Source organism: Shouchella rhizosphaerae (assembly GCF_900142675.1).
GTDB lineage: Bacteria > Bacillota > Bacilli > Bacillales > Bacillaceae_D > Shouchella > Shouchella rhizosphaerae.
Genome location: NZ_FRBS01000001.1, coordinates 470,585 through 493,482, shown reverse-complemented (window position 1 = coordinate 493,482; position 22,898 = coordinate 470,585). Strand labels below are relative to the sequence as shown.

At 45.7% G+C, this 22,898-nt stretch carries 22 protein-coding genes, 1 pseudogene and 1 riboswitch; of the genes and pseudogenes, 3 read left to right on the top strand and 20 right to left on the bottom strand.

The features are described from left to right. Nucleotides 1-21: 21 nt before the first annotated feature. On the bottom strand, nucleotides 22-603 hold the full coding sequence (gene scpB, locus BUC05_RS02580) for an SMC-Scp complex subunit ScpB (RefSeq protein ID WP_011246659.1): 582 nt from the start codon (nucleotides 601-603) through the stop codon (nucleotides 22-24). Then, nucleotides 584-1,354 carry a segregation/condensation protein A gene (locus BUC05_RS02575; RefSeq protein WP_011246658.1) on the bottom strand — a complete coding sequence of 257 codons (771 nt, stop codon included), beginning with the start codon at nucleotides 1,352-1,354 and terminating at the stop codon, nucleotides 584-586. Before BUC05_RS02575 ends, scpB begins: the two co-directional genes overlap by 20 nt. A gap of 153 nt (nucleotides 1,355-1,507) precedes the next feature. Here BUC05_RS02575 and BUC05_RS02570 point away from each other — a divergent pair, with 153 nt between their 5' ends. Continuing rightward, entirely contained in the window at nucleotides 1,508-1,972 is a 465-nt protein-coding gene (locus tag BUC05_RS02570; protein WP_011246657.1) for a DUF309 domain-containing protein, read from the top strand. Between the two features lie 87 nt (nucleotides 1,973-2,059). On the opposite strand, the gene ribH is transcribed toward BUC05_RS02570, so the two are convergent. Genes ribH through ribE form a run of 3 tightly spaced genes read right to left on the bottom strand, consistent with a single transcriptional unit; the run spans nucleotide 2,060 to nucleotide 4,393 of the window. Then, the gene (ribH, locus tag BUC05_RS02565) at nucleotides 2,060-2,530 is read right to left on the bottom strand and encodes a 6,7-dimethyl-8-ribityllumazine synthase (RefSeq protein ID WP_011246656.1); all 471 of its coding nucleotides are present in this window, start codon (nucleotides 2,528-2,530) and stop codon (nucleotides 2,060-2,062) included. Nucleotides 2,531-2,541: 11 nt separating this feature from the next. After that, on the bottom strand, nucleotides 2,542-3,735 hold the full coding sequence (locus BUC05_RS02560; protein ID WP_011246655.1) for a bifunctional 3,4-dihydroxy-2-butanone-4-phosphate synthase/GTP cyclohydrolase II: 1,194 nt from the start codon (nucleotides 3,733-3,735) through the stop codon (nucleotides 2,542-2,544). Nucleotides 3,736-3,748: 13 nt separating this feature from the next. Beyond that, nucleotides 3,749-4,393 (bottom strand): riboflavin synthase, encoded by a 645-nt coding sequence (ribE, locus tag BUC05_RS02555; protein ID WP_011246654.1) that lies wholly within the window; start codon nucleotides 4,391-4,393, stop codon nucleotides 3,749-3,751. A gap of 132 nt (nucleotides 4,394-4,525) precedes the next feature. Further along, nucleotides 4,526-4,676, bottom strand: a riboswitch (FMN riboswitch). A 579-nt stretch (nucleotides 4,677-5,255) separates the two neighbouring features. Here ribE and BUC05_RS02545 point away from each other — a divergent pair. Next, nucleotides 5,256-6,308 (top strand): enoyl-CoA hydratase/isomerase family protein, encoded by a 1,053-nt coding sequence (locus tag BUC05_RS02545; RefSeq protein WP_050748969.1) that lies wholly within the window; start codon nucleotides 5,256-5,258, stop codon nucleotides 6,306-6,308. Nucleotides 6,309-6,505: 197 nt separating this feature from the next. On the opposite strand, the gene BUC05_RS02540 is transcribed toward BUC05_RS02545, so the two are convergent. From BUC05_RS02540 to BUC05_RS02510, 7 genes and pseudogenes are all read right to left on the bottom strand, one after another. Then, a complete protein-coding gene (locus tag BUC05_RS02540) occupies nucleotides 6,506-7,966 on the bottom strand; it encodes a CoA-acylating methylmalonate-semialdehyde dehydrogenase (RefSeq protein ID WP_011246652.1) in 1,461 nt (486 codons plus the stop codon). Continuing rightward, nucleotides 7,963-8,868, bottom strand: a complete 906-nt coding sequence (locus tag BUC05_RS02535; RefSeq protein ID WP_011246651.1) for an NAD(P)-dependent oxidoreductase — start codon at nucleotides 8,866-8,868, stop codon at nucleotides 7,963-7,965. Before BUC05_RS02535 ends, BUC05_RS02540 begins: the two co-directional genes overlap by 4 nt. 196 nt (nucleotides 8,869-9,064) lie before the next feature. Beyond that, nucleotides 9,065-9,973 (bottom strand): methylisocitrate lyase, encoded by a 909-nt coding sequence (gene prpB, locus BUC05_RS02530; protein ID WP_011246650.1) that lies wholly within the window; start codon nucleotides 9,971-9,973, stop codon nucleotides 9,065-9,067. A 19-nt stretch (nucleotides 9,974-9,992) separates the two neighbouring features. Further along, a complete protein-coding gene (locus tag BUC05_RS02525) occupies nucleotides 9,993-11,426 on the bottom strand; it encodes a bifunctional 2-methylcitrate dehydratase/aconitate hydratase (protein ID WP_035204078.1) in 1,434 nt (477 codons plus the stop codon). 22 nt (nucleotides 11,427-11,448) lie between these two features. Further along, entirely contained in the window at nucleotides 11,449-12,570 is a 1,122-nt protein-coding gene (gene mmgD / locus BUC05_RS02520) for a citrate synthase (RefSeq protein WP_011246648.1), read from the bottom strand. Between the two features lie 508 nt (nucleotides 12,571-13,078). Then, nucleotides 13,079-13,363: pseudogene (locus BUC05_RS21675) on the bottom strand (IS30 family transposase); the annotation flags it as partial. An 83-nt stretch (nucleotides 13,364-13,446) separates the two neighbouring features. Continuing rightward, nucleotides 13,447-14,559, bottom strand: a complete 1,113-nt coding sequence (locus tag BUC05_RS02510; RefSeq protein WP_011246647.1) for a DUF3810 domain-containing protein — start codon at nucleotides 14,557-14,559, stop codon at nucleotides 13,447-13,449. Between the two features lie 461 nt (nucleotides 14,560-15,020). Here BUC05_RS02510 and BUC05_RS02505 point away from each other — a divergent pair, with 461 nt between their 5' ends. Next, nucleotides 15,021-15,893: a LysR family transcriptional regulator gene (locus BUC05_RS02505; protein WP_011246646.1), complete on the top strand. Its 873-nt coding sequence runs from the start codon at nucleotides 15,021-15,023 to the stop codon at nucleotides 15,891-15,893. A gap of 63 nt (nucleotides 15,894-15,956) precedes the next feature. On the opposite strand, the gene BUC05_RS02500 is transcribed toward BUC05_RS02505, so the two are convergent. From BUC05_RS02500 to sigF, 8 genes are all read right to left on the bottom strand, one after another. Beyond that, nucleotides 15,957-16,391, bottom strand: a complete 435-nt coding sequence (locus BUC05_RS02500) for a peptidylprolyl isomerase (protein ID WP_011246645.1) — start codon at nucleotides 16,389-16,391, stop codon at nucleotides 15,957-15,959. A gap of 73 nt (nucleotides 16,392-16,464) precedes the next feature. Continuing rightward, on the bottom strand, nucleotides 16,465-17,796 hold the full coding sequence (lysA, locus tag BUC05_RS02495) for a diaminopimelate decarboxylase (protein WP_011246644.1): 1,332 nt from the start codon (nucleotides 17,794-17,796) through the stop codon (nucleotides 16,465-16,467). A 104-nt stretch (nucleotides 17,797-17,900) separates the two neighbouring features. Beyond that, the gene (locus tag BUC05_RS02490; RefSeq protein ID WP_035204073.1) at nucleotides 17,901-19,361 is read right to left on the bottom strand and encodes a spore germination protein; all 1,461 of its coding nucleotides are present in this window, start codon (nucleotides 19,359-19,361) and stop codon (nucleotides 17,901-17,903) included. Further along, entirely contained in the window at nucleotides 19,351-19,938 is a 588-nt protein-coding gene (locus BUC05_RS02485) for a stage V sporulation protein SpoVABEA (RefSeq protein WP_011246642.1), read from the bottom strand. The genes BUC05_RS02490 and BUC05_RS02485 overlap by 11 nt, the downstream gene beginning before the upstream one ends. Beyond that, nucleotides 19,935-20,291 carry a stage V sporulation protein AE gene (gene spoVAE / locus BUC05_RS02480; protein WP_011246641.1) on the bottom strand — a complete coding sequence of 119 codons (357 nt, stop codon included), beginning with the start codon at nucleotides 20,289-20,291 and terminating at the stop codon, nucleotides 19,935-19,937. Before spoVAE ends, BUC05_RS02485 begins: the two co-directional genes overlap by 4 nt. 3 nt (nucleotides 20,292-20,294) lie before the next feature. Continuing rightward, complete coding sequence (gene spoVAD, locus BUC05_RS02475) at nucleotides 20,295-21,299, bottom strand: stage V sporulation protein AD (RefSeq protein WP_011246640.1); 1,005 nt, start codon at nucleotides 21,297-21,299, stop codon at nucleotides 20,295-20,297. 14 nt (nucleotides 21,300-21,313) lie between these two features. Further along, on the bottom strand, nucleotides 21,314-21,787 hold the full coding sequence (gene spoVAC, locus BUC05_RS02470) for a stage V sporulation protein AC (RefSeq protein WP_011246639.1): 474 nt from the start codon (nucleotides 21,785-21,787) through the stop codon (nucleotides 21,314-21,316). Between the two features lie 336 nt (nucleotides 21,788-22,123). After that, nucleotides 22,124-22,888, bottom strand: a complete 765-nt coding sequence (gene sigF, locus BUC05_RS02465) for an RNA polymerase sporulation sigma factor SigF (protein WP_011246638.1) — start codon at nucleotides 22,886-22,888, stop codon at nucleotides 22,124-22,126. Nucleotides 22,889-22,898: the final 10 nt, after the last annotated feature.

Here is a 22,898-nt window from a genome sequence, read left to right as displayed (position 1 = left end):
GCAAACTCCTTCATTGCTGTTTTACAAGTCAGCGTTCAACTTTTCAAAGAACAAATCCGTTTCATCCTGTTCTTCTTCATTTAAATCAAGCTCTTTTAAGTCAGGCAAGTCCGCTAACGACTCTAAACCAAAATGGTCTAAAAAATACGGCGTCGTGCCATAGAGGATTGCCCGGCCTGTCCCAGACGCCCGACCGCACTCTTCAATTAACAGTTTTGATACAAGTGATTGCAACGCTTTCTCCGACTTGACTCCCCGTACTTCGTCAATTTCAGCCCGTGTGATTGGTTGTTTGTAAGCAACAATCGCTAACGTTTCAAGGGCTGCACGGGAAAGACCGCCGTGTATCGGCGATGAAGCCAGCTTTTTATACATATCAGCATGTTCTACTTTTGTTGTCAGCCGATACCGGTTGGCAAGACGCGCTAACCGAATGCCGCGCTCCTCTTTTGCCATTTGTTCTGAAAGCACTTCAAGCAATTGAATGACTTCGTCTTCACTAATTTCAACCAGTTCGGCCATTTCTGTTGGCGAAATGCCATCATCACCTGTGACAAACAGCAAACCTTCGATTTTTGCGAGCTTACTTGCTTGCATGCTCATCCCCATCCCATAAGTAAATCATAATTTCAGCAAAGCTCTCCTCTTGCACACAATGGATCGCCCGTGTTTTAATGAGCTCAAGCATGGCCAAAAACGTGACAATCAACTGAGACACATTGCCAGTCTCGTACAGCGTATGGAACGGAGCCTTGCCTGAATGGGCCGATAGCTCGTCCAACAGTTCGTTCATACGAAGTTCAATTGACTGTTCTTCACTCTGGACCGTTTTCGTTTTTGGTGCATTCCATGCATTGCGCTGGAGAAGCTTTTGAAACGCGCCAAGCATATCAGCAAGTGTGACGCCTTCGATTTGGAGCTTCCGTTCTTCTTCTGCGCTTAAAAAAGCGTCCAAATCGTTTGGAGGCCTCGTATGGACTAAGCTGCGCTGTGCTTCTTTTTCTTTTAATTGTTCAGCCGCTTCTTTAAAAGCCCGATATTCCAAAAGCTGCTCAACGAGTTCATCCCGAGGGTCTTCTGCTTCCATCCCCTCGTCTTCGTAAAACAACTCCTCGGGCTTTGGCAAAAGCATTTGACTTTTAATTTGCAAGAGCGTGGCCGCCATGACTAAATATTCGCTTGCTAAGTCAAGCTCAAGTTCTTGCATTGTATGGATATAGTGTAAATATTGGTCTGTAATTTTTGCTACAGGAATATCATAAATGTCCACTTCCGCCTGCGCGATCAAATGGAGCAACAAATCGAGGGGCCCTTCAAAAGAATCTGTTTTTACGTTATAAGTTGTTGTGTTCACTCAATCACCACATTAGATTTGGACATCTTAAATCAACATCGAAAACAACGGTCCTCTGCTTTTGTGGCCAATCCGTTTCTAGCCACTAAAAGTCGACTCACGCTAGAAGTATACCATAAACCACTTTTTTGCAACAGCAAAGGGGAACAAACGATGTACAAACAGCGCTATCTTGATTTCCTCTATTATTTTCATGCTAAACGGGATTACTTCGAATGCCACGAAGTGTTAGAAGCGGAATGGAAATCCGTTCCGAAAGACAAGCGCGCTTCTTATTGGGTTACGCTTATCCAATTAGCGGTCGCTCTTTATCATGAGCGAAGAGGCAATATAAAAGGAGCTGCAATTTTGTATCGCCGCTTACTCAAACGCGTTCCTGCTGAGGCAAACGCCCTTTACGAACTAGGCATAAATGCACGTGCGCTAAAACAAGATATGAAAGCACGGCTGGCCCATTTAGGCTCTAGCTGTTTTGAGGACTACAACCTTCCGCTCTGGGACACAGCCTTACTTGCCGCATGTCAACGCCACGCTGGGAAATCGTGGTGTGCTCCAAGCAATCTCGCTGATGCCCAACTTATTCATAAGCACATTTTACGCAATCGAAATGGCCAATAAGGAAGTAAAACAGCAGAAAAAAACGGCCCCTTCAGGGCCGTTTGAGTTGTCGACAAAATCACTCAGACTGATAGAAAATGCTAGCTGTTATTCCTCAAACTGCTTTGCTAGATTCGCCATTTCAATCGCCGCGCTTGCTGCTTCCCATCCTTTGTTTCCTGCTTTTGTGCCTGCTCGTTCAACAGCTTGTTCGATTGTATCCGTTGTTAAGACACCAAAAATGACGGGAATCCCAGTTGTTAATGCCAATGAAGAGACGCCTTTCGCCACTTCATTACAAACGTAGTCAAAATGAGGCGTCGACCCTCGTATGACAGTCCCTAAAGTGATGACCGCATCGTATCGGCCGCTTTCAGCCATTTTTTTGGCTGCAAACGGGATCTCGAACGCTCCTGGAACCCAAGCCACATCGATATCGCCTTCATCTGCTCCATGGCGGATTAACCCATCTTGAGCGCCGCCGAGAAGTTTGCTTGTAATAAATTCATTGAAACGACCCACAACAATTCCAACCTTTAATCCAGATGCCACCAAATGGCCTTCATAATTTTTCCCCATTTAAAGCCCTCCTATAAATTGAGCATATGCCCAAGTTTTTCTCTTTTCGTATGCAAATAACGTTCATTTTCGGCTACAGCTTCCATTTGCAGTGGCACACGCTCAACAATGTTTAAATCATAGCCTTCTAGCCCTGCAATTTTTCGAGGGTTATTCGTCAAAAGCCGCATGTCACGGATGCCTAAATCACGTAGGATTTGCGCCCCAATCCCGTATTCGCGCAAATCCGCTGGAAACCCAAGGCGCTCATTCGCTTCCACTGTATCGTAGCCTTCTTCTTGCAGCTTATAGGCGCGGAATTTATTGATTAGCCCAATCCCACGGCCTTCCTGCTTCATATAGAGCAGTACGCCTCGTCCTTCAGCTTCAATTTGCTTTAGCGCTGCGTGCAATTGTGGACCACAATCGCATCGTTTAGAGCCAAATACATCACCAGTCAGACATTCGGAATGAACGCGGACTAGAACAGGCTCACCATTTCCAACGTCCCCTTTAACAAGGGCGACACTTTCTTTGCCGTCGATGGTATTCGTATAGCCAACTGCTTTAAAGTCGCCATACTCAGTCGGCAACGAAATAGCCACTTCTCTCGTCACAACTTTCTCCGTTTTACGGCGGTAAGCGATCAAATCTTTAATCGTCACCAGTGGCAGGTTGTGCTGATCGGCAATGATGCGCAACTCAGGCACTCTAGCCATCGATCCGTCTTCGTTCATCACTTCGCAAATAACGCCTGCCGGTTTTGCTCCACAAAGTTTTGCAAAATCAACAGCGGCTTCGGTATGGCCAGCCCGGCGCAGCACACCGCCGTTTTTGGCAACAAGCGGAAAAACATGCCCTGGCCGTTTAAAATCACTTGGCTGCGCATTGGCATCTGCTAAAGCGCGGACCGTTTCTGCCCGCTCAAAAGCAGAGATGCCTGTTGTCGTATGTGAATGGTCGACGCTGACAGTAAATGCCGTTCCATGTGGGTCTGTGCTGTGAGACACCATCTGCCCAAGCTGCAGGCGCTCAGCCTGTTCTTCCGTCAAAGGCACACAAATGAGACCGCGTCCGTGCGTTGCCATAAAATTGATTGTTTCAGGGGACGCTGTTTCAGCAAGAGCCAAAAAATCCCCTTCATTCTCCCGGTCTTCATCATCTACAACGAGGATCATTCCCCCCGCTTTTAATTGTGTGATCGCTTCATCAATCGATTCAAACACGTTGTTCTCCCCTTTACATATAGCTATTTTCTTTAAGAAGCTGCGACAAAGGCGTACGAACGGCACTTTCTTTCGGGGCAAGAAGTTTCTCAACGTATTTGCCGATAATGTCGCATTCCAAATTAACATGGTCACCAGGTTTCTTTGTGCCCATAATCGTCATCTCAAGCGTGTGCGGAATAATTGAAATCGTAAAGCTTGTATCAGTAACGGCAAACACCGTCAAACTTGTTCCATCAACAGCAATCGACCCTTTTTGAACGATATAGCGAACAAGTTCTCGGTCTGCTTCCACTTCGAATAGCACAGCATTCTCAACTGGTTGTCTTTTTTGAATCGTGCCAACGCCATCGACATGGCCAGAAATGATATGCCCACCAAAGCGGCTGCCGACAGCCATCGCCCGTTCCAAATTAACAAATTGCCCTGGAACAAGCTGTTTAATCGTTGTCGCTTCGTATGTCTCTGGCATCACGTCCGCTTGAAATTGGCTTTCAGATATTGCCGTAACCGTTAAACAAACTCCATTCACAGCGATGCTGTCGCCAATTGCGGCGTCCGCCAAAACGGTTTTGCAATTAACAGCCAATGTCATCGCTTTGCCTTTTTTTGACACAGAAGCAACTTTGCCCATTTCTTCGATGATACCTGTAAACATAGTCATGCCCCCTTTTAAATAGAAAAAACCCTGAAGAACACGCCTTCAGGGTACAGGAAAGAAACGTATGGTTTCATACGTTTTTGCGCACAACAAATAAAGCAAACATAACCGTTTTTTTAAACGTTTGCGCTCGAACTTCTCCCATCCAGACTATTACTGTCGGCTCTGGATTTGCACCAGATCCACCGCACGCACGAGTAATGCTTATGCGGGTCACGGACTAAAAGGCGATTGCCTTATCACCGCCGGTCGGGATTTACACCCTGCCCCGAAGTTGAGTATTATTTCACTTGTAATTGGTTCATCAAGTAAACCAAGATTATCATTGGAAAATAAAAAAAGCAAGGACTTTGCTTCCTTGCTTAACGTTCATAACGTCGACCTGCTGATCGATTGATCTTGTCGTTGACATTAGAGCTCGTATTAAATAAAGTTCGAACAACGCAAAAAAGCAAAGCACTTGGTCATCAACGCCATTCTCCGTGCTTTGCCTGCTTATAAGCTTCTGTATTCTATCTTCTTGTTCCGTTAGAAGAGACAAAAAGCTAGACTCTATGGAATTTTTTGCTCACAAGACAACGAAAGCCCTTCCTCTCGATCGTCCTTGCGGCTCCGAGGCCGCGCCAGTTTGAATTGCATGTACAAAAAGTCTTTTCCCTGCGCCTGAAAGGGGGCGGCGTAAGTAGTAATAGACGGGAGGCATCAACTCCCGCAGGCAGAAAAAAGTAGCCTAGCCTTATATAAATAGTTATTATAACGAAAAAGACACCACAATGCAAGTTGAAATGTTTTGCATTTCCGCTAAAAATGCGTCAAAATAGAAAAAGAAGCGATTACTTTTTAATGATGAGGTGAAGCAATGTCGACCAATATGCGATTTGAAAAATCAGATACTGGGGTAGGAGTCATCACACTTGCCCGTGAAAAAGCGTTGAATTCACTGTCTTATGACATGGTGAGTGGCATGTTGGCACAATTGCAACAATGGAAACAGGATGATGAGGTTGCGCTCGTTCTTCTTGAAGGGGCGGGGAGCAAAGCTTTTTGTGCTGGCGGAGATATTAAAGCGCTTTATAGCGCCCGGGACAGCAAAAACGGCCTGGAGGAAGCCAAACATTTTTTTGCCCATGAATACGAACTTGATCTGCTCGTTGCCACCTATCCGAAACCGATTGTCGCCCTTCTTGACGGCATTGTGATGGGCGGAGGCGTTGGCCTTAGTTACGGTGCAAGTCACCGCATTGTCACAGATACAACGAAGTGGTCTATGCCTGAAATGAACATTAGCTTCTTTCCCGATGTAGGGGCCTGTTATTTTCTAAGCCTTGCTCCTGGGTACACAGGGCGCTATGCAGCGTTGACTGCTGCAATGCTAACTGGAGAAGATGCGATTTTCCTAGGGTGCGCCGACTATTACACGAAAAAAGAAACGATGGAACCTCTTCGCAGTCAATTGCTAAACACCGACTGGACCAATAGCGAACAAGATCTGAATCAAGCACTGCACCTTTTTTTACAGTCGTTCATTGCAGAACCGCCAAAAAGCGAATTGGCGATGCTGCAACCGAAAATCGACCAACATTTTTCCCATAAAACGGTTGAAGCGATTATCGCTTCACTTGAAGAAGCAAAAGGGGATCCATTTGCCCAAGATTGCGCCACCATATTGCGCAGCAAATCGCCTTTATCATTAAAAGTGACACTTGCCCACTTAAAACAATCAAAGACGTCTACTCTTGAAGAAACGTATGAAACCGATAAGCGTCTCGCTTTGCGCTTTTTACGTTCCGATGATTTTTATGAAGGCGTTCGGTCTGTATTAATCGATAAAACGCGCATGCCCAATTATCAATATAAAACAATCGAAGAGGTACCTGATGAATTAGCGCTTTCCTTTTTCCGTGAACTGTGAAGTCGCTTCCATCACTCAGACTGATAGAAAATGCTTCTCTGATGCCGTACAGTTAGCTATGTTTTTTAACTTGGCACAGGCTGTTCCAACACATTTGAGAAGCAACGAACGATTTGCCTACAGTCTGAGCCACCTGCCTTTTGCGGGTGGCTCTAAAAGTAGACACTGGTTTTTAAGCGATAACAACGTTCCCTTTATTAATTGAACCAGCGTTCGGTAACGACTTTTTTCCTTGTATAAAATTGGATGCCGTCACGTCCATTCGTGCCAAGATCGCCAAAAAACGATGCTTTATTACCGGCAAATGAAAAGAATGCCATTGGAGCAGGCACATTCACATTGATGCCAACCATCCCGGCATCGATTGCATTTCGAAAGTGTTGTGCCGCCTTGCCGCTTGATGTGTAAATAACGGCCCCGTTCGCAAAGCGAGATCGGTTCGTTAAAGCAATTGCCTCTTCTAAATCTCGCACACGGACAATGCTGAGCACTGGGGCAAACAATTCTTCTTGCCAGATCGTCATCTCTGGTGTCACGTGGTCGAACAAAGTTGCGCCAAGGTAATAGCCCGCTTCCTCACTCGTTGCGTTGCGTCCGTCAACCAACAGTTCTGCCCCTTGCTCTACTCCTTGTTCAATGTATTTAACAACTTTGTCTTTATGGCTTTGGCGAATGAGCGGGCCGACAAAATGTTCATCGTTTTTGCCGTTGCCGACTGTCAATTTCTTCGTCTCTGCCGTTAGTTTTTCAATAAAGGCATCCGCTACTTCTTCAACGACGGCGACCACGGAACAAGCCATACACCGTTCGCCACTCGATGCAAAGGCGGCGCCGATGACCCCTTGGACCGTCTTATCTAGTTCACAATCAGCTAAAACGACAGCGTGGTTTTTTGCGCCTGCAAGGGCCTGAACTCGTTTGCCATTTGCTGTACCTGTTTCATATACATAGCGAGCCACTGGCTCAGAGCCGACAAACGAAATCGCTTCAACGTCAGGGTGGTTTAACAAGCCATTAACCACTGCTTTGCCGCCATTCACTAAATTCAACACACCTCTAGGCAAACCGACTTCATGCATAAGCGAGACAAGTTGTTCAGCTAAAAGCGGTGTCCGTTCAGAGGTTTTAAGAACAAATGTATTCCCTGCTGCAATCGCAAGTGGAAACATCCATAACGGGACCATCATTGGAAAATTAAACGGCGTAATGCCAGCAACAACCCCTAAAGGATAGCGCCAAATCGAACCGTCAATCCCGCTGGCAATATCGGGAAGAGCGTCGCCCATCATCATTGTCGGTGTCGACGTAGCTAGCTCCACACACTCAATGCCACGTTGGACTTCCCCTCTAGCATCTTTGATCGTCTTGCCGTTTTCTAGCGTAATCAGCTGCGCCAATTGCTCCCTATTTTTCTTTAGTTGCTCCAAATACGCAAACATGTACCGAGTACGCTCGGGAACAGGAACTGTTTTCCATGTTTCATAGGCACGCTTTGCGCTCGCCACCGCCTGCTCCACATCACGTTCGCCTGAAAGCGGCACGTAAGCAATAGCTTCTCCCGTCGCCGGGTTTGGTACGACTTCCGTATCAGCCGTAGATGCTTCGACCCAAGCGCCGTCAATCCAGTTTTTCACCGTTTTCACTTTCGTAGTTGTCATCGTTTAGCCACTCCTTCCGCTTTAAAGGAAATTGTCTGTTCCCCAATCCGTTCAAACAGCACGGCCATGTCCTTTTCTCCAAGTCCTGCTCGCTCAGCGTCGGCATACAGTTCAACTAAAGCTTCACTAATCGGCAATTTCACGCCACGCTCTTTTGCAAGATCCATCGCAAAACGCAAATCTTTATTAAGCAACTTTAAAGCGAATCCAGGTTCATAATTGCCTGTTGCCATAAACGACTTGTAGTTTCGCTCATAAATGCGGCTCTGGCCATAACTAACATTTAGGACATTAAACAAAAAATCCAAGTTTAAGTCGCTCTTTTTGGCAAGTGCCAATGCTTCTGCGACACCGGCCGTATAAAAGCCAATCAACAAATTATTAATCAACTTTGCATTGATGCCGCTGTCATAACTTTCACTAATATGAAAGACATGGCTTCCTAGTGTCATTAAATGATCGGATACTGACTCAAGCAGTTTTTTTGGACCGCCCACCATGAACGTCAAGGTACGGTTTTCCGCTCCAACGACACCGCCACTAACAGGAGCAGCCAAAAACGATAACCCTTTTTCTTCTGCCGCTTGCCCAATCCGCATTACAAGCTCTGGGGCGACTGTGCTCGTGTCGACAAATAGAATGCTTGAAGGGGCAGAAGCGAATACACCCTTCTCTCCTAAATACACATTTTCAACCGCTTCCGAAGAAGGGAGGCTTGTAAAGATGAGCTCGCTTGCCAGCACGATGTCTGCCAAATCACGGGCCCGCTTTCCCCCAGCCTGTTCAAACGCTAAAAGCGAAGTTTCATTGATGTCATAACCAACTACTTCATATCCAGACTCAAGCAAATTTTTCGACATTGGCATGCCCATATTGCCTAAACCGATGAACCCGACTTTCACGACATCTCCCCCTCTGGTGATTTTGTCGACTTTAGCATAAGCTCAAGAGCCTGCCAAGCAGGCTCTCACATTTATAGACAAACGCTCGCATCGATTCGTTCATATACTTTGAAACGATCATTTCTGTAAGCACACCCGTGTTATTTGTATTTAACAGACAAGCGTTTTCTACCAACCCGTATGACTTTGCAACGTATTACTGGTCGCTTGTTAAAATCGTTTTGGCGACAGACGCATCCAACGCTTCAAATTCATCATATGAAATGGTTTCGTATAATTCGCTGCGCTTTTGCATGTCAGCCAAACTCGCTTTTTGCGTACCATTCTCCATAATATCAGTAAACACACGTTCATATGCTTTGGCCGCTACGCGAAGCGATGTGACGGGATAAATGACCATCGCAAACCCCATCTGTTCAAATTCCTCTGCTTTGTAATAAGGCGTTTTGCCAAACTCCGTCATATTCGCAAGCAAAGGCGCTTCGACTGCTTCGGCAAAGGCACGGAACTCTTCTTCACCTTGCAACGCTTCTGGGAAAATGCCATCAGCGCCGGCATCGAGATAAAGCTTGGCGCGGTCAATTGCTGACTGAAGCCCTTCCACGCCCCTTGCATCGGTCCGGGCAATGATGACAAGCGACGGAGCCGCTTTTTTCAAAGCAGCAATTTTTTGCGCCATCTCTTCAGCCTGAATCAGTTTTTTTCCGTTCAAATGGCCACATTTTTTCGGCAAGTCTTGGTCTTCCATCTGTACAGCCGCAACCCCAGCTTCAACCATTTCCACCCCTGTTCGAGCAACGTTCATCACACCGCCAAATCCAGTATCGATATCGACTAAAAGCGGCAGGTTTGTAGCCCGGACTATTTCCCGGGCTCGGACAGCCACTTCGTTTGAATAGACAATTCCAAGATCAGGCAATCCTAAACTCGCCGTATAAGCAGCTCCTGACAAATAAAGGCTAGTAAAGCCCGTTTGTTTTGCGATTAAGCCAGCCATAGCATCATGTGCACCTGGAATTTGTAAGATTCCCTTTTCCGTCATCTGTTTGTAAAAAGACGTTGCTAGTTCTTGTTGTGAGCGCGGTTCGTCTACAATCCAAGGCATTGCAATCCCTCCTCTCTTTCTATAAGGCAAGCAAGTCTGTAAAAGCTGGTACTGACATGTTGCCTAAGTCTTTGTTTGTACAAGCCTCAAGGATTGCTTTTTCTTGTTTTTGCGGATAATGGCTAGCGATATTTGCTGCGAATTTCTCCTGAATAGCAGGAACAGCTTCTTCGCGGCGGAAACGATGGCCAAGTGGATATTCGATTGTTACTTGGTCCGTTTTCGTACCGTCCTTAAAAAAGACTTGCACAGCATTGGCAATCGACCGTTTTTCTGGATCTAAGTAGTCTATTGAAAACTGTTTGTTTTCCGTAACCACCATCAAATCGCGAAGTTGGTCCACACGGGGATCTTGGGCCATCTCATCTTCATAGTCATCTGCGACAATTGCACCCTTTAACAGGCCAATTGCTGTAATGTATTGCAAACAATGATCCCGATCAGCAGGATTGTACAGCGGCCCTTTTTTGTCAATGATGCGGATCGCCGATTCATGGGTATGGATTTCAATACGGTCGATCTCATCCAGACGGTCACGGACTGACTCATGTAACGTGACTGCCGCTTCAGCTGCCGTTTGCGCGTGGAATTCAGCTGGATAAGACACTTTAAATAACACATTTTCCATGACATATGAGTCCAGCTTACGGGCGAGCACGACTTCCTTCTTATTAAAAAGCACGTCTTGGAAACCCCATCCAGGAGCAGACAGCGCCGTTTTATAGCCCATCTCGCCTGTTAAAGCTGTCATTGCCAAAAAGACGCCTCGGCTTGTCGCGTCGCCAGCCGCCCATGATTTCCGCGAGCCTGTGTTCGGAGCGTGGCGGTATGTGCGCAACGAGGAATTGTCAATCCAGGCATGGGAAACGGCGTTTACGACTTCTTCTTTTGTACCACCAAGCATCCCGGCAACCACAGCGGTAGTCGCTACTTTAACGAGGAGCACATGGTCGAGGCCAACTCGGTTAAAGCTGTTTTCTAATGCAAGCACGCCTTGGATTTCATGGGCTTTTACCATCGCGATTAACACATCATGGATCGTTAGAGGCGCTTTGCCTTCTGCTATGTTTTTTCTGCTTATATAGTCGGCCGTCGCTAAAATGCCGCCAAGGTTATCCGATGGGTGCCCCCACTCAGCAGCAAGCCACGTATCGTTGTAATCAAGCCACCGTATCATCGTACCAATATTAAAAGCGCCCCGAATCGGGTCTAAAACATGGGATGTGCCAGGAACTTTAACCCCATTTGGAACAATCGTCCCCGGCACAACCGGGCCGAGCATTTTCACGCATTCCGGATAGCGGAGGGCCAGAATGCCGCAGCCAATCGTATCAACAAGGACGTGCGCCGCGGTTTCCAGCGCCTCCTCGCTTGTAATGTCCTTTTTTAGCACATACTCAGCAATTTCCTCTAAAAGCAAGTCTGTTTTTCTTGTATCCGTTTTCAAGTCCATGCAAAAAACCTCCGTTGTCCCTTCATTTCTGTACAGATGTATAACGTGGCCCTGTATACTTAACCCGAGGCCTAAATAGCTTGTTGTTTCGATGTTGCTCGATTACGTGGGCACTTAGCCCGGCTGTCCGGGACGAAAAGAAAATCGGGGTATACAAGCTGATTGGGATGCCTAACATCCAGTATACCGGGGCAGCATAATAGTCTAAATTAGGATAAAGCCCCTTCTCTTTAGCCATAAGAGCCTCTCCCGCCTCGCACATTTGCAGGAGTCTGTCATCTCCAGCAGCTTGTGAAAGTTCAGCAAGCGCTTCTTTCATAATAAGAGCCCGAGGGTCGATTTTTTTCATATACACTCGGTGGCCAAATCCCATTATTTTCTCTTTTTTCTTTAACTTATTCGATAGAAGCGTTTCAAACTCTTCAGGTGAGTTTGCATCAAGGAGCATATACATAACTGCTTCATTGGCGCCGCCGTGCAAATGCCCTTTCAAAGAAGCGACTGCCCCCGTTAAGGCGCCGTACATATCTGAAAGCGTGGAGGCAATGACTCGCGCTGCAAAAGTGGAGTTAGGCATTTCATGCTCAGAATAGAGCAACAGCGATTGGTCGAACACACGCTCTTCTAATTCACTTGGCACATTTCCTGTAATCATGTATAAGAAATTGGCGCTATAGGAAAGAGAATCTTTTGGCGTTAACACTTGTTTCTTCTCAAGGATGCGGTAGCTGTTAGCAACAACCGCCGGCAGCTTGGCCAGTAATTCATAGGCTCGTTCACGGTTTGCCTCTTCACTGCGGTCATCTAGCCGTGTATCAAAACCCCCTAGCACAGAAACGCCTGTCCGCAGTGCATCCATTGGGTGTGTCGATGCAGGTAGCCGTTTTAAAACGTCCAAAACAGCTTCAGGCAAGTCATACGAACCGCTTAAACGTTCTGCTAATGCTAGCCGTTCTTGTTCCGACGGCAATTCACCCTTTAACAATAAGTGGACAATATCCAAATAGCCATTTGTTTTTGATAATTGAATCAAGTCGTAACCGTGGATGATGATTTGTCCTTGTTCCGTGTCGAGAAAAGATAAATCGGTTTCTGCCGCAATCACTCCGTCCAATCCTGGATGATACGTTTGTTCAACTTGCATGCGATCCCTCCTTTTTCTTTTTCCGAGTAAAACGATAAGTCTAATTAAATAAAGCGCTTACATAATTCGACGAAACTCACCTCCAACTGCCGTCTACGACTTCGATGTGTTCATCCGTCTACTTAAATGTAACATACTCTAAATTCACTCGGCAATAATCATTTACTTTTTGCTGCGATTCTGGAAACAACCTTCTACCCACAAAGATTGTTGTTCGCTCATGGCACGCGTTTCTCTTTTTCTATTAGGAAGTATGCACACCTGTTTCAAAAAAGGAAGGGATTAACATCCAAGGAGTATCGTAAGATGTATGTTTAGGCGGGTCCGATTAACTGCTCTGAAAAAGATAGGCACAGCGGTCGATCCCAGTTTCATATCCTTATATTTCCTGTTTAGAATCTTTATACAAAAGAAAATTGTAGTCGTTTACACTAATTTCATCTTTTGAGATGAGGAGGTTAAGATACTTCTTATCAGTCGGCATGACGGGCAAAATCGGGGGTATAACACAGGCAAACTCTTTTCTGCGGTCTACGGTGGCTGTTTGAATGGCGTTTTTAGGCAAAGAGATTTCCAGCCCTCCATAGAGACGGCCGTTCGGTCGGGCATGGGGATAGCGCAATACCAACGGGTTTTTCGTTCGATAAAGGTCGCCAGGCAGCCTTTGCTTTTCCCATGACCCGATATGACCGTATCCAGTTCCCAATGACCGAAGGTCTCTCGTTTTCGGATCTCTTCTCTGCTTGATGGATGTCCAGACGGTGAAGCGCCCACGGTTTTCATAGGGTTTCTGATTTTACCGATGCTCCAGCAAAGGAATGGGGAATACTCTTATTTTGTTTATTTCACTCACTCCTAATAATATCCATACTTTATTTAATTATACTTCTCTATCCCTCGCTGCTCTGCCAGCAATAAATTTACCATATCACTATAGCTATTCAAACCGTCTGACTGATTATTCGCCTTCAGATATAAGTCATTTACATTTCTTGAAATACTTGAAATAACACCCTCATACTTATCCCGGTATTGCTCATTTTGTTCTATATCATGCTGCACCGCCTTGGACAGACTGGACATTATATCAGACGCCTTATCTGGATCAACCTTTTTTAGCTCAGATATAGAATAATCAAATGCTAGAAAAAAACCACTATAAAGCATCATTGGATCGTCCTGCTGCTTACATGCTAGATAGGCTATAAAATTTGCCTCATCCTCATGCATGAAACCACTCTGATGTGCCAATTCATGTGCCATAGTAGCAGGCGCCAAGAAAACTGGCACATTAACATTGATATTGGATTCAAAAGTAAAAGGGACAAAAATACCATGTATCCCTGCATGCGACATTAGTTTTGACATCACAACTGGTTTTGGTGTTGAATATAAAGAATGCTCCAAAATGGGATATTTCTTTGATAACATTTGCATCGAGAACACTGCTTGTTGTGCATAGTAATCAAAAACCTCTGGTACTTGAACCAAAAGATCAGTATCCGCTAACTTTTCCCTTGCCAATTCCATTTCAACGGCAAGCGACTTACTCAATTTGACCAGTTCCTCCTTGCTGTAGTTTTCTTCTTTATTATATTCGGTATAAGACAAAAAAGAATATCTGTGATAGTTTATTCCACCCAAAATAGTATAACAAAAATATATCACGCTACAGATCGTAACTATTCCTAAAGTACCACGATAAACTACCATCCTACGTACACCTTTACTCATGATAACCTTGCGCACATAATAAACTATATAAAATAGCAAAAGGAACACTACCAACACTACGAGCCATTCACTAACAGAAAATTTGACCCAAGAAGGTACAAATCCTACTGTTTTTGACAATAACGGATATACAGACTTACTGTATTTTTCCGCCCAATCCTGATGGTTCTGCGCGTATTTTGTCAGTATATAAGCTATAACTCCAAGTGAGATCCACGGCAATCTTTTAAGTAAAAGCTTTTTTATATTTAACACAATGATCCCTCCAATAGGAGTTTGTTTTCATTAATATATCTGTGATAGAAGTTTTCGTATAATGTTCCGCGCTACCAATATATAACCATTCACATACTTAGTTTCGTCTAGTAAAATTCTCTGCTCCGTCCCTTCTATTCTTATGATTTCAATAATTAATTTTCTCCATAACTTCGAAACTGCCTTAATTGCTTTAATAGCATCTTTACCAAGTTCAAAGAAACGGGCTTCTATTCCAAAGCCGGTGATATTCCTAATATTTCTTCAAATACTATAGATAAACAACTTTTGTACCAATCGCCGTAGCGCGACCGCCACCTCGCTCCTGTTTTTCGATTTATCCAATCCCCTTATTATTGCATTCATGGCATTCCACACTTCCATTGTTGCTGCAAAACGCCTGTTTTTGTAAACTAATGAAAAAAGCAATGATACCCATTGCTTGGAAAAGAGATGGTTGGATGCGACTCGAAGAGGACTTATTGATTGCAACGCTAAGCGATGAAGGGACCATTCGTGGTGCTTCCCGCAAGTTATACATATCCCAGCCCGCTCTCAGCCAGCGGCTTAAGCAAATTGAACAACGCTTTGGGGAGCCGCTGTTTATCCGCACCCATAAATCACTGATTCCAACGCCAGTCGGGGAAGAAGTGATTGCCTTTGCCAAACGCCGTGTTCAGGAGGAAAAACAACTACAAGATCGTCTTAGCAAGTTGACAGGAACCGTACGCGGTACGCTTTCACTAGGGATCTCATCTGTCATTGCCCAATACGTATTGCCAAAGCCATTGCGTGCCTATGTAAACGCTTATCCCGATGTCAAAATTGATTTGCACACCGGCCTTAGTTCTGCTATTTATCAAAACAGGCATCATACGCATCTTTCGATTATCCGCGGCGATGTCGATGATAAAGAAGGGCTTACGCTGCTATTTTCTGAACGGCTTTACTATGTCCGCCGCGCCGATACCGAAAAACCAACTGTGTTCATTTCTTTTCAAAGCGACGATGCCTTTCAATCGCTCATTGAAGAATGGCTGTATGCGGAGGCTGCCCACTCGCCCTTACAAACGATCACCGTTGACCAAATTGAAACATGCAAACAATTAATGGCAAACGGCATTGGCGCTGCCATTCTTCCAGAGGTTGCTGTCCGCGACTTGAACGGAAACGACTATATACGTATGCCATTGGACGTAAACGGCAAGGAAACGATGCGTAGCACTTGGCTTCATTGCCCAGAAAGCCACCGTTCCCTTCCACAAGTAAGTGCGTTTTTAATGTTTTTACAAGAGGCGCTGCCGCCATCTCCTCTTAAAACAACGTCTAATTAGAAATAGAACGGTCGTGGCGTGAAGTAAAGCCCTGTCATCACGACAGGGCTTTCTGCTGTACACTTATTCTTCCCAAACTTTCACTTCTAGCATCACATCGCCTTGTTTAATGCGGTACACACTGTCTAGTCCTTCAACAACTTGCCCGAACACTGTGTGGACACCATCAAGATGGGGTTGAGGCTCATGGACGATAAAGAATTGGCTGCCACCTGTGTCTCGGCCGGCGTGTGCCATTGAAAGCGCGCCTGGGACGTGTTTATGTGGGTTGCCTTCTGTCTCGCATTTTATCGTATAGCCTGGACCACCTGTTCCATTTCCATTCGGGTCTCCCCCTTGGGCCACAAATCCAGGGATGACACGGTGGAATGTAAGACCATTATAAAACCCTTTATTGGCCAGTGTTTCGAAATTTTCTACCGTACCAGGCGCGGCGTCCTCATAAAATTCGATGACAATCTTTTCACCGTTTTCAAATTCAATGCTTCCTTTTTTCATCCAAAAACCCTCACTCTCAACTATGAAGTAGCGGCAAGCGCTTGTTCCATTGTACACAAATCTCCAGTAATTCTCAAACGTCACTCGTTTCTTTTACGTTCGCTTGATAAGCAAGATCGAGCTTGGTTAAATCCTCATAACTCTCCCGTTGAATCACTAGTTGATCTGCCCCGTCTTCTGCAAACACTACAGCCGGGCGCGGAATACGGTTGTAATTATTTGCCATTGAGTATCCATACGCACCAGTACAGAACATCGCCAGGACGTCGCCATGCTGCACCTCTGGCAGAGGCATATCCCAAACAAGCATATCGCCGCTTTCACAACATTTTCCGGCTACAGAAAATGTTTCTTCTGCTTTGTCATGGGCGCGGTTGGCAAGCAACCCTTCGTATTTCGCATCGTACAAAGCTGGGCGCAAGTTATCGCTCATTCCCCCATCTACAGATAGATAGCGCCGGACATTGGGAATATCTTTCGTTGACCCAATTGTATACAGCGTTGTAGCTGCATCTCCGACAAGGGAACGCCCAGGCTCAATCCAAATTTCTGGGATCGCTAACCCTAAACGGTCAGCATGTTTTTTTGTTTCCTTTACAATTTCTCGAATGTACGTTTCAGGCTCTAGCGGCTTGTCTCCCTCTACGTAACGAATGCCGAAGCCACCTCCGAAATTGAGCACACGCGGGACAAAATCGAATTCTTCTTGCCAAGCTTGAAGCTGGTTAAAGACTTTTTCAATTGCAAGCACAAAACCTTCTGTTTCAAAAATTTGCGAACCGATATGGCTATGGACGCCAAGCAAATCAATGAATTTGCTGCGTTCAGCAATCTGCGCGGCCTTGTCCGCCTGTCCGCTAGCAATGTCAAATCCGAACTTTGAGTCTTCTTGCCCTGTTGCGATAAATTCATGGGTATGGGCTTCAACCCCTGGAGTTAAACGGAGCAAAACTGAAACTGTTTGCTCCATGTTTGCGGCGAGTTCCTCAAGCAATTCTAGCTCGTAAAAATTGTCCGCGACGATACAGCCGATTCCTGCTTTAATGGCCATTTCTAATTCTCCATGGCTTTTGTTGTTGCCGTGGAAATGGATCTTTCCTGGCTCGACGCCTGCTTTTAGGGCAGTATACAGCTCGCCACCTGAAACAACGTCAATGCTTAAGTCAAGCGAGGCGGCTAGTTGGTACATGGCAATGCAGCTAAAAGCCTTGCTCGCATAGGCCACTTGATAGGAAACCCCTTCTGCCTCAAATGCTTGTTTAAAAGCGCGGGCTCGTTCTTTTATGAGGGCTGTGTCATAAACAAACAAGGGCGTATCGTATTTTTTTGCTAAATCCACTGTATCGACGCCGCCAATTTCCAAATGGCCAGCTTCGTTAATCGTCATTGTCCCGTGTAAATACATGGCTCCACTCCCTTGTATCCCTTTAAAAAAAGCAACTTCGGCCAAAAAGGCTAAGCTGCTTTTTCGCGTTTTTCCATTAGTGTATCAAATCCATGTTCGTTTGGCTACTCGCTTGTTGGCGTTTGCCTAATTTTGTCTTGTGGATGGACAATGCTTGGCCTCCACCTGAGTGTTGGCACAGAAGCCCTGCACAATACTTGGTATAATGCCGGCGGGTCAAACGGCAAAAATGGCCATAAGTAAGGGCGCTGCAAAGGGGCAAGGCGCACAAGTGAGAAAAACAGCAGTGTCATTGCGACGACGAAGCCCATTCCGTCCAAAAAGATGACTGATAAAATTAAGCCGTAGCGTGCTATCCGAAGCGCTACACCGAGCTCATAGCTTGGGGTGGCAAACATGCCGATTGCACCAAGCGAAACATAGAGAATCACTTCTGACGTAAAATAACCAACTTCAATCGCGATTTCGCCAATCAGCAAAGCGGCGACTAGCCCTAGTGCAGTCGCTAATGGCGAAGGCGTATGGATAGCGGCCATCCGCAACAATTCAATGCCAGCTTCGGCAAAAATAACTTGCAGTGCAATTGGAATGTTTTTATTTTCATTGACGCCGATAAAATCAAGAGCGGGGGGCACCATTTCTTGATTGATGGCGAGAAGCAACCAAAACGGCACAATTAAAAGGGAAAACAAAATGCCGATTAGACGCATCCAGCGCAGGAACGTCCCCACTGCTGGAGCCTGCCTGTATTCTTCCGCATGCTGAACGTGGTGAAAAATCGTCGCCGGCGTTATGACCACAGACGGCGATGTGTCGACAATGATGACGACATGCCCTTCTAAAATATGGGTAGCGGCTACATCAGGCCGTTCAGTATAACGCACTAAAGGAAAAGGGTTAAGCCCTTGTTTGACAATGTATTCCTCGACGACTTTGTCTGCCATTGTCAAGCCGTCGATGTTGATCGCTTTTAATTCTTTTTTAATGATTTTAATAAAGCCTGGGTCGACAATTCCATCTATATAACAAAGGCAAATATCGGTTTTGGAGCGGACGCCAACTTGCATGATTTCTTGCCGAAGCCGCTCGTCCCGAATGCGGCGCCTGGTCAACCCCGTGTTAAAGATAATATTTTCCGTATAGCCATCCCGTGCACCGCGGACAACACGCTCTGTATCCGGCTCTTCGGGGCCCCTTCCTGGATAGGAACGGACATCGGCCACAAGTGCTTTTGCCTCGCCGTCAACAATGACGAAGATTAACCCTGAGAGCACTTGCGTAATGGCGTGGTCCATTGACTCCGTTTCTTCCACTTGGATATGGGCCAAATGATTTTTAATCGTGACAAACGGTTGTTCGACGCGGCGTAACCTGCCTTCAACTTCCATGAGCTCGCGTAAAATTTCAATGATATATAAATTGTCGACAAGACCTGTCAAATAATAAATGCCGACTTCTCTATTAAAAATATTTAGCTTGCGAACGCCAACATCAAAGGATTGATCAAGGCCGAGCCGTTGCTTTAATATCGCTTCATTCTCAGAAAAGTCATGGCTAAAGTTCATCGGTTTCCTCGGGGACTTCACGGTATCCACTCCTTTCTAAAATCATTTCTAGCGCTTGCCTCGTCACAGGCGCTCCGCGTTTGACATCATCAAAGCGTGCCATCTTGCCAATATCGCCGATGCCGACTATATAAGGAATTTGCAGTTCATCAAGAATAGAAACGGTATCGCCATAAATACGCCCGATTTCCAGGTCAGGCACCCCTTCTTTATCGACCCCGTACCCAGTCAATTCACCTGTTCGGTCAACAGACACATCGACATGGGCCCACTCTTTTGCATGTGTTTTTGAAGCAACCGCTACTGCCCCGATGATATCGATCTGGTCGTGGCTCGCAAGATAGCGCATCGCTTCTTCTCCCGGGCCATTATCACGCCAGCCACAATCATCAAACATCACTAAAATTGGTACGTCGGGGGCAGACAAGATCAACGTAGCAAGCTGTTCGCCCGCTAACGTCGAAGGATTGCCAGATGAAGCGCTAATGCATCGGCAACCAAGCTCTGCCGAGAGGAACTCAAGGACTTTTTTAGCTGCTAAATCGCCGTCTGTCACAAAAATAACTTTCCTCTTCATCCTGTCGAACCCCTAGGCTTGAAAAACAAGGCCGCTGCCACGCTAAACAAGATCGAAAACACAATCGTGGTTGAGGCAATTTCAAACACTCCGTCTGTAATCTTAAACAAACCCTTTGCCCCTTCTTCCATCGCCCCATGAACAAGTGAATAACCAAACCCGGTTAAAGGCACGGTAGCGCCTGCTCCAGCAAGCTCAACCAAATGCTCGTACAAATGAAAGCCGTCAAGGACGATTCCTACTATTGCCATCACGACGAGCATTTGAACAGGGGTCAGCTTTGCGGCGTCAAGCAAAACCTGACCGATTAAACAAATGGCTCCACCGACTAAAAACGCCCATAAAAACTCCATTTGCTAACTCCTCCTTTCCAGGACAATTGCATGGGCAATTGCTGGGATCGATTGCTTTTGCAAAACGGTCATCGAGCTTAAAAGGGCCCCAGTGGCAACGACAAGGACACGTTTTAGTTCCCCAGCGAGAAGGCGATGGTAAATATGCCCATATACAACAGATGCGGAACAACCTGCGCCACTCCCCCCGGCTAGTACTTGTTGCTCAGAGTGGTACATCATAACACCACAATCCTCATAGCGCCCGGTTATATAAATGCCTTGCTCTCGCAATAGTTTACGGTAAATTTCACTTCCAGATATCGCTAAATCACCTGTCACAATTAAATCAAAGTCACTTACTTGCTGATTCGTTTTGTGCAAATGACCGATTGTCACCTCTGCTGCAGCTGGTGCCATCGCTGCCCCTAAACTCATCGGATCAGTGATGCCCAGGTCTTGGACACGGCCAATCGTTGCTTCCGTTAATTGAATTTCCGTGCGCTTCTTCCCCAGTAGAACAGCGCCTGCTCCAGTTACAGTTGTCTGAGCCGTTTCTGGTTTTTGGACTGCAAATTCAGTCGGATAGCGGAATTGCTTTTCACAGGCGCCGTAATGGCTGCTTGCCGCTGCGAGCACCAAATCAGCTAACCCGCTAGACACCCATACGCCGCTAATGATTAGCGTTTCAACAGAGGTGGCGCATGCTGAATATGTACCGATGTATGGCAATTGCAAATCACGGGCGACAAAACTAGAAGCAGTCGTCTGGTTGCTTAAATCTCCGGCAACAAACAAATCAACAGAGTCTATCGATAAATGGTTTTTGGTTAAACATTGTTTAATCGCTTGTTTCATCAATGCACGTTCTGCCATTTCCCAACTTTTTTCATCACAATAAATATCCGTGTATCGGTAATCAAAAGAGCCAGCCAGCGGCCCTGCTCCTTCTTTTGGGCCGACTGCCGTGCCGCTCGATTGGATATACACTGGATTTGAGAATGTCATTGTCCGATGTGAAAGGCCCATAGTTTCCCTCTTTTCTAGTGTAAAATCATGCGGATCAACAGTCTGGAAAAACTGACGAGGTAGGCAGTACTGATGCCGAAAACAAGCACCGGGCCAATAAGCCGAAATAAATTGGAGCCTACGCCCGTTAATAACCCTTCTGTCCGATGTTCAAGGGCTGTAGCAGCCATGGCATTGGCGAACCCTGTAATCGGGACAAGTAGTCCTGCGCCGAACAGTTGTGCCCCTTTGCGATAAAAGCCCATGCCTGTTGCTAAAACGGCAATGGCAATCAACGTGATAAGCATATAGCTCGTTGCCGTTTCATCGGATAATTGGAACAAAGCATGATACCCTCGGAAAATTAGTTGACCGATTACACAAATGAGCCCACCTGAAAAAAAAGCCAGAGACCCATGTTTTAGATAGCGGCTTTTCGGTTTATACAAGACAATATTCTCTTTGTACTCTTCTTGTTTATTCGCATTCACAATGGATGGCTCCTTCATTCGCTCTCCTGTTAGTATGTATCGAATCAACCTATTCATGCGTAGAAACAAAAAAAGCCACATGCTTTCACGATTTGACAGCATGTGATATGACAGTATATAAAATAAACTATTCGAAACATTTAGTGTTGACAATGATTTTAGTCAACGGTATACTTGCGGTAACATCTTCGCTCTGCTTCCTCAGGTGGGTCTTCCTCAAACATTTTTCCTCCAGCCTTTTTCTTACTGTTCAAAGCTTGCCACCTGGATTGTCTGTACCATACTTACACATTCCTCTACATAGGCCCCTAGACAAAAAAGAAAGCAAGCTCCTAAACTTCTGAGCTTGCTTTTTTAAGTGGCGTCTGACATTGTTTCTTTCATTTGTTCCAATATTTTTTTCTCTAGCCGAGAAACTTGCACTTGCGAAATGCCTAGGCGTTCAGCCACTTCTGATTGTGTTTGATCCTTATAATAACGCAAGTATACTATCAGCCGCTCCCTTTCGCCAAGGTCGCAAATGGCTTCTTTTAAAGCAATCTTGTCAAACCACTTGACTTGTGAGTGGTCGGCAATTTGATCTAGCAGTGTAATCGGGTCGCCATCATTTTCATAGACCGTTTCATGGATTGAAGACAAGCTCCGGTTGGCATCTCCAGCAAATACAATTTCCTCAGGCGTCACGCCTAAATGTTCGGCAATCTCATTAATGGTCGGCGCCCGGCGCAGCGTTTTCGTCAGCTCGTCTTTTGCTTTGCGAATTTTATTGCTTAATTCTTTAATGGACCGGCTTACTTTCACCGTACCATCATCCCGCAAAAAACGTTGGATTTCCCCAATAATCATTGGCACAGCATACGTGGAGAATTTCACATCATAGGAAAGGTCAAATTTGTCGACAGACTTAATCAAACCAATGCAGCCAATTTGAAAAAGGTCGTCTGCCTCATAACCGCGATTCAAAAAACGTTGGACGACTGACCAGACGAGACGTGTGTTATGGTTGACGATCGAATCCCGTGCTTCTGTGTCGCCTTCCTGGCTTTTTGCAATCAGCTCTTTCACTTGTTTATCGGATAGTGGCTTTTTTTTGCCGCCGTTTTTCACCTCTGCACTCATAAGCAAGACC